This is a genomic window from Campylobacter sp. 2018MI10 (assembly GCF_018501175.1).
In the GTDB taxonomy this organism is placed as follows: domain Bacteria; phylum Campylobacterota; class Campylobacteria; order Campylobacterales; family Campylobacteraceae; genus Campylobacter_E.
Genome location: NZ_JAHCZD010000027.1, coordinates 1 through 11,714, shown reverse-complemented (window position 1 = coordinate 11,714; position 11,714 = coordinate 1). Strand labels below are relative to the sequence as shown.

The following is an 11,714-nucleotide window of genomic DNA, read 5'->3' as shown; positions in this document are numbered from 1 at the left end:
TAGGCTTAAGTGCTAATGCTAATGATTTATTAGCAGATATTAGCAAAGGTGCTATAAGTGATAATTCATTAGGTGTTAAAGTTTTAAATACTGAAGAGATGAATAAAGTTCATGGCGGGTATGTTTTAACCGATATATACACATATGGTGGTATGGCATTTGTGTTGGCTATCCCACATACATCAAATGAGTTAGGCGCTAGATTTAATAGTGATGGTTTATTGATAAAAAATAGTATAGGGCTTTGTCCTTTAGGGCAAACTCAATGTTACGCGAATCCTAGTACTAGAGAGCATATTGATAGAAATTACGGCAGACTTGTAGATTATATTAGCGCATTAGGCGGCAGAACTATAACAGGTCATGTTTTATTATACGGTATAAAAAATACAAATGTGGGTAATGGAGTGATGGCACCAGTTACTCATGTATATGCTGTAGAAAAAGAGTATTTAAATCTTTCAAATGCTAGTACAGTTCGAGAATTAATATATATGCTTAATCGTTGGTTTGACCATGAAGCTACGAATAGTTTTCAATTAGAATATAATCAAGTATTAAGAGAAATAAAACAAGCAGTAGGAGCAGATTTGCTAAGAATGGCAAGATAAGGATTTATTATGATGGTTAATGGAGTAAATAATTTTTCAAATACTTATGCAAATACGCTTAATAATAAAAACTCACAAAATAAAGCAAATGATGGGGCTAGTTTAGAATATCTAAAACTAGCTCAAGAAAAGCTAGAAAACGATCCGACCTATAAACCATTATATGACAATAATTTAGGTCTTCGTGATAAGCTAACTTATGGTATGTATGGAGCGTTAGACCCTGATGTTGTAAAGAATATAAGGTTGGAATTGGAGAAATCTCCAGACATTGATCCAGAAGAATTAGTAAAAACTCTAAATAAACTTTTTAAAAATTTAGATAAATTAACTTCAGATAGCATAAATGATGAAGAAAAAAATAAATTAATGAAAAGTATTTTTTCTAATACAGATGAAGATTTAAAAATATCACAATCTAAAGAAGAAATTAAACAAGAAGAAAAAGAAGAACAAACTAAAGAAAAACCATTCGAAGCCATAGAAGTAAAAGGCACTAGCACTCGTGAGAATATGGAAGAAATACTTAGCAAAATTAATATTCAAAATATTAAAGATGAAAGAGATTTATTAGCTATATTTTTAGCCTATAAAAATGGCGAGAATTTATATGATAAAAGGGTTTGAAATTTTATATTTTAAATTGAAAGGAAGAGTTTGAAAAAGTTATTTTTTATAGCATTTACTTTAAGCTTTTTATTTGGCTCTGATGCTATTACTATTGATAGTCTTTTTAAAAGACAAATCGGACTTAGAAGCATTACAAGTCTTAGTTTAATCACTAGCGGGAATGCTAATATCTACACAAGTTATCCAAGTCTAATAATAGGAGGCGATCCTGTGATTTGGACTGATAATAAAAGGCTTAGTTTGAATGAAACTTTGATATATTCATTTAATAACAAGCTTGATTTTATAGCTTCTCTTGGTGCTAATGCTACTAGAAATGAATATAGTAATTTCTTTACTGGTGAGCCAAAAAGTGAAACTCATTATTCATTTGAGAGCTTGTGGCTTGGGTTTAATTATAGATTTGATAGTTTTAGTGATAAAATACTTAGTTTTTCTTATCAAGCAGGATTATTACAAAGAGAAAAAGCACTTGATACAAATAAAAGTTTTTATTTTAAATCACATTCAGCTAAGCTAAACTTAAAAGGATATAGCGACCCTGCTATTTGGGGTATTTATATGGGATTTACATATAATGATACTAGGACTTTTGATAAACTAGCGATAAATTATGGAAATTCTTATAATTTTGGTGCAAATCTTAGTATAGTATTAAGCCCTAAAATTACGCTTGATTTAGAAGCTTCACAGAGTTTTCAAGCAGCTCAGAAAATCAATGGTGTAAAATATACAAATCTAAGAAGTATCCCAACATATAGTGTAGGCTCAACTTATAGTATAAATGATGATACAAGTATCAGTTTTAACGCTAGTTTTGGTGGTGGTTCAGCTGCTCCTGATAGTGTGTTTGGTATTAGCTTATGGCAAAAATTCTAATAATCTTTATAACTATAACTTGTCTTAATGCCGAGTTTGCAGTGAAGTCTTATAGACAAATCAAAAATAACTCCGTAGTAAGACAAAGTTATGAAGAATCTTGTGGGGCAAGTAGTATAGCGACATTGCTAAATCTAACAAATATCAAGCGTTTTAGTGAAAAAGATATTTTAGAAGTTTTAGATAAAAATACTAATATGCTAAGTTTTAATGAATTAAATAATGCGTTAAATAAATTGGGTTTTAATGCAAAAGCTTATAAATTAAATCGTAATATATTTGAAAAAATATTCGTGCCTTTTATAGTAAAGATTGAAAATGACCCGAGATTTCCACATTTTGTAGTGGTAAATAATATTAATGGGGATTTTGTGAAAGTATATGACCCAAGCTTTGGCGAATATCTAAGCTCTAAAAAAGAATTTTATAGCGTATGGGATAAAGATAGTTTAGGTGGATACGCTCTAATAATTAAGCCAAATATTACAAAAGAACTAAAGCCAAATTTACCACGCCCAAGTCAAATAAAAGAAATTTAAATAAGTTTTATATTTTTAAAGTTTTTGTTAATTTTGCTGATATAGATGATAAAGGAGATGATTATGAAAATAACGGCTAATTCTTATATAACATATCCAACAACTAAAATTAGTAAAAAAAATGATAACCTAGATATTCAAGCCAATAAACCTTATTATGAAGATGGAAAGGCTAGTTTAGAATATCTTAAACTAGCCCAGCAAAAGCTAGAAAACGATCCGACTTACAATCCAATAAATGATAAAAATCTAAATCTTGGAGAAAAGGCAGGTTATTGTGTGTTTGGAGCATTAGACCCTGATTTAGTAGAAGAAATAAGCAAAGAATTTATGAAAAATTGGGTAGAAATTGATAAAAAAGAGCTTGATAGAACGCTAAACTCACTAAATATGCCATCTTTAGGTTTGCCTGATGATTTTCCTTTAGGTTATATAGATAGTAAGAAAATGCCAAGCGTTGAAGAATTACAAGCTAGAGTTAAAGAAAAAGAAAATTTAAGAAATAATGCAATAAATACAAAAGAAGAAATTAAACAAGAAGAAAAAGAAGAACAAACTAAAGAAAAACCTTACGAAGCCATAGAAGTAAAAGGCACAAGTACTCGTGAAAGTATGGAAGAAATACTTAGTAAAATGGATATTCAAAATATCAAAGATGAAAGAGATTTATTAGCTATTTTAATGGCATATAAAGATAGCGAGAATTTATATGATAAAAGGGTTTAGTTAAAATGACAATTATAAATAACAATCAGAGTATTTTGGATTTAAGGCAAATATTTTTAAGAGATGAGATAAGGACTGAAACTAATAAAGATTTAAATTCTAAGCCAGTAAGCTCTGATGATTTAAAAGGCATTTCTAATTTATATAATCACGATAATTGGGGTAAGAGTTTTAGTGGGGTTAGTAAGAATGGCGAAGTTACTATTTATGGCAAACTATTAGGGCTTGATGATAAAAGTAGTTTAAATGAATTAAGCGAACTTTTAAGCTTTATTATGACTAATTCAAATTCAATAAACGGGCAAATTGCCTTAAATGATGAGCTAGAAAGCTTATTAAATAGTGATTTAAGCATAGAAGAATTTAAACCTAGATGGCTTTTAGCAATTACTAAGGATTTAGCAGCAAAAGAGCTAGATACTAAAGAGATTAAAAGAGAACCGATTGAAGTAAAGAGCGATTTAAATGTGTATAAAGAAAACTTAGCAAACTTGGTAAAATCTCTAAGAGAGCAAAAAGATAGCTATGATGCTTATGTTTTATCTATGCTAGAAACCGAGTTTATAAACAAAAGGACATAAATGCAAATCAACCCATCTTTAAATCAAATAAATCTCATTAATACAAATAATAAAGATTTAAAAAAGATAGATTTAAGCAAAGAGCTTAGCCAAATTGCTAAGCCTAATGATATGTTTGATTTGTTTTTACAAGTTCAAAATGATTATAAGACAGATAGTATTTATCAAAGAGCTTTTGCAAAGCATTCTGATATAGAGATTAAAAAAGATTTGCAAAGCTTTTTGCAAGCAAATCCTATAAATAGTAGTAGTGGTAGCTTTACATATTATGATGATTTAAGATTTAATTTTAGCGATGATGAAAGGCTTTTTAGATTATTTGCAGATGAAAAAATAAGCATAGATGATTTTAAAAAAGAATATCTAAAAATAAAAGCTGAATATGAAGAAGAAAAACCATTCGAAGCCATAGAAGTAAAAGGCACAAGCACTCGTGAAAGTATGGAAGAAATACTTAGTAAAATTAATATTCAAAATATCAAAGATGAAAGAGATTTATTAGCTATTTTAATGGCGTATAAAGATAGTAAGAATTTGTATGATAAAAGAATTTGAATAAATCAAATTCTTTTTATTTTTAAAATATAAATCCACCACCTTGAACCGGTGTTATATCTTTTACATCTTTTCCATTTGCATCATTACTTGTAGAGTTATTGCCAATATTTTTAAATCTACAAATATCGCCTTTATTTGCATTACCTTCTAGTATTTTTGCATAGCTTGTTTTAGCATTTGCATTAGTTACTTGCACTAAAGCACTAAAAATTTCTTCGTAGCCGTTTAGCTCTTTTGTGTAACTATCATAGATTTTATCGCCTTTTTTATAGCATTCTAGTTGTGTATTTATAGGTAGGCTTTGAGTAAAAACTGCTTGATTATTGCTGATTTTTTCTATTTTTGGCGGATAAATAGCAGCTTGAGTGTTTAATACAATAGTGCTTGCAATATTGTTTAAAATGCTATCATAATCTTTAGATTTTATATCAAGGTTTATGCTATCAGCAAATCTTATTTGTCTAGTTGCAAATGTAATAACTTGATAATTTATACTAACACTTACTTTAGAACTACTACCACTGCCAATAATTGAGTAATTTTTATTAGTTGTATTAACATCGCTTATGGTGTAAAGTAATATATAATCAGTGCCTAGATTTTGACCTAATTTTAAAGCTTCATCTTTATTTGCGTCATTTAAAATTATATCTCTTTCAACAGCTAATGCTTCTCCTTCTTGTCTATCCAATAAATCAAATTTACGAGTTTTGTGGATATTGCTTTCTATTTTAAACCTTAAATCTCTTGTTATTTGTTCGCTATCTCTTCCTAATAAAGAAAAATTATTCGGACTTAGAGCAGGTGCTACGATGATTTTTCTTCTATCGTTTTTCATTCCGGCTAGTTCGTATTTTTTTGAAACTGCTGTTTTTTGAATACTTACGACTACTCTAAATCCATCTTCTGTTTTTGTATTTTCTATAACTTCAAAAGAGCTAAAGCGACCATTTGTTGCTTTGCTAATTTTTTGATTAAATAAAGCATTAATGTTTGTTCCGTCTGCACTTGATTCTAATTGTGTTTGACTAAAAGAATTACTAGCTTTAATATATGCACCATTTAGCTTAGTAACAGCTTGTGCTAATGCATTATCAACGGCTTCGCTATAAGTAATGCCGTAGCCTTCTCCGGTAGCAGTTTTTGTGCTAGTTGTAGTTACTACTTTAGCATTTAGGCTTACTAAAAATAAGCCTAAAAAAATAATTAATATCTTTTTCATAATTTAATCCTAGAAATCATCAACTTCTACATTTTTAGAGCGAATTACTTTTGAAGTATTTGTTGGTGGTGTTACTGTTTGTGTAGGTTTTAAACCACTTTTTGATTCATGAACGCTTGCAGGCGAATAATATACCATCACTCCTGTTACACCTTGCTCACCTTTTGTTTTTCTCCAATTATTTACAATTTTTGTGCCAATTAGTTTCATACTTGCACTAGCACTCATATTTTCTTGGAATACTGTTGAAATAGCATTTTCTTCTACTAAACCACCTGTTTGCTCATCAATGCCATCTTTGCTCTTAACTTCAACTGCTACTTTTTCCATAGCTCTTTGAACTGTTCTTTCTCTTTCTTTTGTGCTAATTTGAGTTCCTATAAACATAGCTAGATTTTGCTCTGCTTTCATTTGTGCAACTTTAATAGCGTTTTCAGCTTTTCTATCTGCAAATTTACCTTTATTTTCATAGTTTTTCATACCATAAGAAATTAATGCTGGTTGGCAATTTTCATCATAGAAAAATGTAAGCCCTAATTTTGAAAGTGGGGTTTTAATACTATTTGCTAATTCTCTTGCATTTTTGCATTGTTCTTTTTTAGCTGTTGGTTTTGCTAAATATCCACCTTTTAAAGCTTCTGCTAATTCTATTGATTTAGGCGATATATAAGCTACTAGACCAACTTGGTCATAGCCATTTTTGCCTTTTACAATATAATTTTCATAAGGAATTAAACCATTTACAGCACCAAATGCTGTTTTAAGCGATTCTGTTTTAAAATCTTGAGAGTTTTTGATTTTTTCAGCTTTATAAATTAATTCTTGTTCTTTTATAGCATCATCTCCTACGATTTTTTTAATTAGTGCATTTATAATGTTTTCTGCTGTTCTGTTTTTTTCTTTTTGACTTTTAATTTCTTGCTCTATTAATTTATCAATATCAGCATCACTTAAATCATCGCCATAACCACTTAAAATAGCTTTTGTTTGATAAATGCCGTATTTTTCCATAACGATTTTTGCTTTTAATCTTAAAAATGCTTCACTATAAGCACTTGCTAAATAATCATAGTATTTTGGGTCTTCTCTAAATACAGGAATTGGAATAGCAGGAGAAATGAAAGCTTCTCTTCCACTTGCTTTATCTTCTATTTGTTCTGCTACTTCACTCATCATTCTTAAAATATCATTTTCATCATCAACAAAGCCATTGTTTTCATCGCTAATTGGCAACACTTCATCAACTGAAGGTTTTATATTTTGACTTACAACACTTTCTTCTTTTGGTGTTGTTACTTCATTAACTACTTCTTGATTTTTAGTTTCTTCTGCAAATGCTCCAATACTTAAAATACCTGCTAATACAGAACTTAATAATACTTTTTTTACCATGCTACACTCCTATTTGAACCAAGTTTATTAATTTTTATTTCATCTTCCCAAATTGCTAAGCCATTATCAAGATTTGTAACCGTCATTTGGAAATAATAATCAACTCTTTGAGAATCACTAAAAGTTCCTTTAATTCTAGTATTTCTTTGAATTATTTTACCGCTTAAAGACCTATTTGCACTTAATATTGTGCCTTTTTTAGCGATTGTTTTTTGATTAAATTCGTCATTATCTCTTAATTCTCTTGTAGCGTGGGTCATATTATCCTCAGCCCCATTAGCTCCAATTGCTGTTGTTACATAAACACGACCAGAATTAAGTAAAGCAATTCTTATTTTTTTAGTAAGAATATCTGTATCAAAATGTTGCATTGTATCATTAGTAATCCTACTCATTACAAGAATATGGCGTTCGTTTGGATTTGAAGTAGCAAAAACAGGGCTTGCTAACATAGAATTAATCAAATCTCTTGCCGCATTTTGTAAATCTATATCATCAATACCTAGTGAAACAGGCTGATTTTTGCCATTATTTACTTCATCAACGACATAACTTGGTGCAGCTGCACAAGCTCCTAAACTTAGTGCTAAAGCTAGTGTGTAGTATTTTTTCATTTTGTCTCCTTAATTAAATTTGTTAATTTTTATTTTGTAATTATGTGCGTTTGCTGGAGCACCTAATTTTATATATTTTGTTTCTTTTGGTTGTAGTGTTAGCTCTTTTTTAGCTAAACCTAAATTATCAACATGCATACCATTATCATAAAACCAATCTTGTGAGTATTTAAGATTTAGTTCATTATTGCTTATATTAGTAAGTTCGATACTAATTATTAGGTTATTAAAATCATTATTGCTTCTTTCTTCGCATTTTAGAATTTTATTTAAATCTTCATCTAAATAGCTTACATTAAAGCATTGATTGTTTTTGATTACATTTGCATTGTTAGCACACGAACATAAAAATACAGCAAAAGCGGTTAAGATATATTTTTTCATTTTTTTACCTTTCTTCAAATATTGTTATATATTCAGTTCCTATTGTAGGAATTTTTACAAGTATTACATAATGTTTATTTATATCTAATTCTTGTGAAAATAGTGTTTGAGAATTTGGACTTGCAATATTTATACTTCCACTATTTGCAATTCTAATTGCTTGATAGTTTTTAGGTAAACCTATAAAGTATCTAATATCAGAATGGTTTAATAAATTATTTACCAAATCAACACCTATGCCAGAATATAAATTCTCTTTATTAGCTTTTACACTAATCATTGTTTTAGTAATCGCTCTTAAAAAAGACTTAGATATTCTAGGTATTAATGTAGCTTTGTATTCAGCGCCTATTATTTTATCCATATCACTTAGAAGTCTTGTTTTTTGATTATTCGCTACTATAAATGGATAAGCATCGCTACTATCTCCTAAAATTGCTATTGAAAACACTAAACTACTAACGGCTAATTGATTAGCATAAACAGAGTATTTTTCATTTCCAAAAGGAATTTTATAATCTATATCATTATCGTTTTTCTTAATAAAAACAATAGGCAATGATAGATTAAATTCTTTTAAAGATTTAGATTTACCATTTTCATAAATTACCCAAATATATTTATTTGTTTTAGATATTTGCATTCCTTTTTTTACTTTATTTGCTATTCTTTTAGTGTTGAAATTGTTTTTAGCTAATTCATAATCTTGATAAAACAGCAAATCATTTTCTTGAGAATAAACTTCTTTTAATAAATCAATAGAATTATTTGACCTACCATCTAAAATATAATAAAGAGCAGAAAAATAGCTAACAAATGGATTAGAATAATTAGCATAAGACTTATAAGCAGGAATTGGGACACTATTATTTATAATGTCTATTACTTCATTACTTTCTCTAGGTTTTTGTTGTAAGTAGTTTAATTCGCTTAAAATATCGCTTTCAAATTCTTCTTTATTTCTTTTTTGTCTATCTAAGGCTCTTTTGATTTCAACTCCAGCTTCATCGTATTCGCCTAAAGCTAGATAACTCATTGATTTGTATGTATTAGTTAGCATTTTTTCATAATATTGACCGCTATAATCAGTTATATTATCATTAAAAAGACCTTCTAAAACTCCTTCTCCAATCTTTAACAATAGATTTTTTTCATCTTTATCTTTATAACCATCTTCAACCAAATCAAATAGCTTAATACTATCTTTATAAGACTTACACAAGAACGCTTGATATCCGTAATAATTGCCGTTGTAAAGTGGGTCTTTAATCTTTTCTAATACATTTTCTTTTGAGTATTTTAGCTCTTTTTTCGTAAGTAATTCGCAGTCTTTAGTATCTAAAGAATATATTTTATTTTTATTTTCTTCTTCGTAGCCTAAAAAGACAGAAGAACAAGCATTTAATACTAGTAAAGTAAAAACTAAAATAAAAACTTTTAACAAAACTCTTAACATCGCCGACCCCCCCCCATTTTTAAAAAACGCCATTTTATAAAAACTTAATTAATATATATTAATTTTTTTTAAAATTCAATAATTCTTAAATAATAAGAATTATTGTTTATTTTTATAGCTCTAGTATTTTAATAGGAAGACCCATTTTATTCATTTCATCAAAGAATGGTTTTGCATCAAATTCTTCCATATTAAATACACCTTTTCCGCTCCATTTGCCACTTGCTATTAAATATGTTCCAATTGCAGCAGGAACGCCTGTTGTGTAGCTTACTGCTTGAGCGCCAGTTTCAGCGTAGCATTCTTCATGCACGCAAACATTATAAATATATACTTTTTTAGCCTTGCCATCTTTAATACCTTCAATAATACAACCTATGTTTGTCTTGCCTTTAGTCCTTGCACCAAGACTTGCAGGGTCAGGTAAAAGTGTCTTTAAAAACTCAATAGGAATTATCTTCATTCCTTGATGTTCAACTGGCTCAATTCCTAGCATACCTACATTTTTAAGACAATTCATATGTTGAATATAGCTTTGTCCAAAAGTCATAAAAAATCTAATTCTTTTTAAACCTTTTATATTTTTACATAAGCTCTCAAGTTCTTCATGATAAAGTAAATAGCTATCTTTAACCCCAACTTCAGGATAATCGTGTTCAACTTTAATCTCAAGTGGTTTAGTCTCAATCCACTCGCCATTTTCCCAATATCTACCATTTGCACTAACTTCTCTTAAGTTTATTTCAGGGTTAAAATTAGTTGCGAAAGCATAGCCGTGATCTCCTGCATTACAATCCATAATATCAATTGTATGAATTTCATCAAATAAATATTGTTGCGCATACGCACACATAACATTCGTTGCACCTGGGTCAAATCCACTTCCAAGCAGTGCAGGAACACCAGCTTTTAAAAAGTCATTATTTCTAGCCCATTGCTCTTTATATTCAAATTTAGCTAAATCAGGATGTTCGTAATTTGCTGTATCAATGTATGGAATTTTAGTTTGAGAACAAGCGTCCATTAAAGCTAAATCTTGATAAGGTAAAGCCACATTTAATAAAATCGTAGCGTTTATATCTTGTATAAGCTTAACAACTGCATTTGTATCATCAGCATTAATCGTAGCAGTTGCAATCTCAACTCCTAAACGCTCTTTAATAAAACTTGCTATTTCATCACATTTGCTTTTTGTTCTACTTGCAAGCGTGATTTTATCAAAATATTTATATTCAGCTGCTTTATAGGTTGCTACACGGCTAACTCCACCAGCTCCAATTATTAATAAATGTTTCATATTTTCTCCTTTTAGCTTATGATAAAATATTTATGATAATGATTAATCTTTTTATGAGATTATATTAGTCTTATTTTATTTTAGGAGTATATTATGAAAAAATTATTTTTAGCTTTAAGCTTAGCAGGTATTTTAGGTGCTAGTGAATTTGTTCTTGATAAAGTTCATACTAGCGTTGAATTTAGCGTTAAACATATGTTGGTTTCTAATGCTAAGGGTAAATTTAAAAGTTTTGATGCGATGATAGATTTTGATGAAGCTAATAAAACTTTTAAAGTATTTAATGCAAGCGTTGATGTAGCAAGCGTTGATACAAATAGTGAAAAAAGAGACGAGCATTTAAAATCAAGTGATTTTTTAAATGAAAAAGTTAATCCAAAACTTACTTTTGTTATGAGTAAATACGAAAAAGTAAGTGATACACAAGGAAAAATGACAGGGGAATTAAACATAAATGGCGTTAAAAAAGAAGTAACATTTGATGTTGCTATCAATGGTGTTGCTACAATGGGAGATAAAACTAAACTTGGGTTTGACCTAAATCTTGACCTTTTAAGAAAAGATTTTGATGTAGCAAAAGATACAAATGAGAGCTTAGTAGCAAACGAAGTAAAAGTTCAAATTTTTGCTGAAGCTGATAAAAAATAATTAAAATTAAGAATTTGAAATTTTATTTCAAATTCTTATATCAATTAATCTTGTATCGCTTAAATCTTTTTTAAATTCTTTCGTAAAATCTATAAAATCTCCTAGCTTATCACTACTTATTAAATCTTTTAATTTATCTTCGCTTATTTTTAATTCATTACTTATGTTTTGGATATT

The 11,714-nt window shown here is 28.9% G+C and carries 13 protein-coding genes and 1 pseudogene; 8 read left to right on the top strand and 6 right to left on the bottom strand.

Going from position 1 to position 11,714, the window contains the following annotated elements:
* From KJR01_RS09270 to KJR01_RS09240, 7 genes and pseudogenes are all read left to right on the top strand, one after another.
* Positions 1-611, top strand: a pseudogene (locus tag KJR01_RS09270) (hypothetical protein); the annotation flags it as partial.
* Positions 612-620: 9 nt separating this feature from the next.
* Positions 621-1,238 (top strand): hypothetical protein, encoded by a 618-nt coding sequence (locus KJR01_RS09265; protein ID WP_214118894.1) that lies wholly within the window; start codon positions 621-623, stop codon positions 1,236-1,238.
* A gap of 30 nt (positions 1,239-1,268) precedes the next feature.
* Positions 1,269-2,120 carry a hypothetical protein gene (locus tag KJR01_RS09260; RefSeq protein ID WP_214118892.1) on the top strand — a complete coding sequence of 284 codons (852 nt, stop codon included), beginning with the start codon at positions 1,269-1,271 and terminating at the stop codon, positions 2,118-2,120.
* Positions 2,105-2,659, top strand: a complete 555-nt coding sequence (locus tag KJR01_RS09255) for a cysteine peptidase family C39 domain-containing protein (RefSeq protein WP_214118890.1) — start codon at positions 2,105-2,107, stop codon at positions 2,657-2,659. Before KJR01_RS09260 ends, KJR01_RS09255 begins: the two co-directional genes overlap by 16 nt.
* Positions 2,660-2,722: 63 nt before the next feature.
* Positions 2,723-3,385 (top strand): hypothetical protein, encoded by a 663-nt coding sequence (locus KJR01_RS09250; protein ID WP_214118888.1) that lies wholly within the window; start codon positions 2,723-2,725, stop codon positions 3,383-3,385.
* A gap of 5 nt (positions 3,386-3,390) precedes the next feature.
* Positions 3,391-3,966: a Cj0814-related protein gene (locus KJR01_RS09245; protein WP_214118886.1), complete on the top strand. Its 576-nt coding sequence runs from the start codon at positions 3,391-3,393 to the stop codon at positions 3,964-3,966.
* Positions 3,967-4,521 (top strand): hypothetical protein, encoded by a 555-nt coding sequence (locus KJR01_RS09240; protein ID WP_214118884.1) that lies wholly within the window; start codon positions 3,967-3,969, stop codon positions 4,519-4,521.
* Positions 4,522-4,543: 22 nt separating this feature from the next.
* On the opposite strand, the gene KJR01_RS09235 is transcribed toward KJR01_RS09240, so the two are convergent.
* From KJR01_RS09235 to KJR01_RS09210, 6 genes are all read right to left on the bottom strand, one after another.
* Positions 4,544-5,746: a CsgG/HfaB family protein gene (locus KJR01_RS09235; protein ID WP_214118882.1), complete on the bottom strand. Its 1,203-nt coding sequence runs from the start codon at positions 5,744-5,746 to the stop codon at positions 4,544-4,546.
* Between the two features lie 9 nt (positions 5,747-5,755).
* On the bottom strand, positions 5,756-7,138 hold the full coding sequence (locus KJR01_RS09230; protein WP_214118880.1) for a DUF6844 domain-containing protein: 1,383 nt from the start codon (positions 7,136-7,138) through the stop codon (positions 5,756-5,758).
* Complete coding sequence (gene lpoB, locus KJR01_RS09225) at positions 7,132-7,752, bottom strand: penicillin-binding protein activator LpoB (protein ID WP_214118878.1); 621 nt, start codon at positions 7,750-7,752, stop codon at positions 7,132-7,134. The genes KJR01_RS09230 and lpoB overlap by 7 nt, the downstream gene beginning before the upstream one ends.
* Before the next feature lie 9 nt (positions 7,753-7,761).
* Complete coding sequence (locus KJR01_RS09220) at positions 7,762-8,136, bottom strand: DUF1425 domain-containing protein (protein ID WP_214118876.1); 375 nt, start codon at positions 8,134-8,136, stop codon at positions 7,762-7,764.
* A gap of 4 nt (positions 8,137-8,140) precedes the next feature.
* Positions 8,141-9,625, bottom strand: a complete 1,485-nt coding sequence (locus tag KJR01_RS09215) for a COG3014 family protein (RefSeq protein ID WP_214118874.1) — start codon at positions 9,623-9,625, stop codon at positions 8,141-8,143.
* Positions 9,626-9,704: 79 nt separating this feature from the next.
* Entirely contained in the window at positions 9,705-10,889 is a 1,185-nt protein-coding gene (locus KJR01_RS09210; RefSeq protein ID WP_214118872.1) for a saccharopine dehydrogenase family protein, read from the bottom strand.
* Between the two features lie 93 nt (positions 10,890-10,982).
* Here KJR01_RS09210 and KJR01_RS09205 point away from each other — a divergent pair, with 93 nt between their 5' ends.
* The gene (locus KJR01_RS09205; RefSeq protein ID WP_214118870.1) at positions 10,983-11,537 is read left to right on the top strand and encodes a YceI family protein; all 555 of its coding nucleotides are present in this window, start codon (positions 10,983-10,985) and stop codon (positions 11,535-11,537) included.
* Positions 11,538-11,714: the final 177 nt, after the last annotated feature.

What these genes read in the sequence shown, in the direction of transcription:
- KJR01_RS09245 (WP_214118886.1), top strand. Translation starts at nt 3,391, where the DNA reads ATGACAATTATAAATAACAATCAGAGTATTTTGGATTTAAGGCAAATA.
- KJR01_RS09220 (WP_214118876.1), bottom strand. Translation starts at nt 8,136, where the DNA reads ATGAAAAAATATATCTTAACCGCTTTTGCTGTATTTTTATGTTCGTGT.
- KJR01_RS09205 (WP_214118870.1), top strand. Translation starts at nt 10,983, where the DNA reads ATGAAAAAATTATTTTTAGCTTTAAGCTTAGCAGGTATTTTAGGTGCT.
- KJR01_RS09215 (WP_214118874.1), bottom strand. Translation starts at nt 9,625, where the DNA reads ATGGCGTTTTTTAAAAATGGGGGGGGGTCGGCGATGTTAAGAGTTTTG.
- KJR01_RS09230 (WP_214118880.1), bottom strand. Translation starts at nt 7,138, where the DNA reads ATGGTAAAAAAAGTATTATTAAGTTCTGTATTAGCAGGTATTTTAAGT.
- KJR01_RS09255 (WP_214118890.1), top strand. Translation starts at nt 2,105, where the DNA reads ATGGCAAAAATTCTAATAATCTTTATAACTATAACTTGTCTTAATGCC.
- KJR01_RS09250 (WP_214118888.1), top strand. Translation starts at nt 2,723, where the DNA reads ATGAAAATAACGGCTAATTCTTATATAACATATCCAACAACTAAAATT.
- KJR01_RS09210 (WP_214118872.1), bottom strand. Translation starts at nt 10,889, where the DNA reads ATGAAACATTTATTAATAATTGGAGCTGGTGGAGTTAGCCGTGTAGCA.
- KJR01_RS09240 (WP_214118884.1), top strand. Translation starts at nt 3,967, where the DNA reads ATGCAAATCAACCCATCTTTAAATCAAATAAATCTCATTAATACAAAT.
- lpoB (WP_214118878.1), bottom strand. Translation starts at nt 7,752, where the DNA reads ATGAAAAAATACTACACACTAGCTTTAGCACTAAGTTTAGGAGCTTGT.
- KJR01_RS09235 (WP_214118882.1), bottom strand. Translation starts at nt 5,746, where the DNA reads ATGAAAAAGATATTAATTATTTTTTTAGGCTTATTTTTAGTAAGCCTA.
- KJR01_RS09265 (WP_214118894.1), top strand. Translation starts at nt 621, where the DNA reads ATGATGGTTAATGGAGTAAATAATTTTTCAAATACTTATGCAAATACG.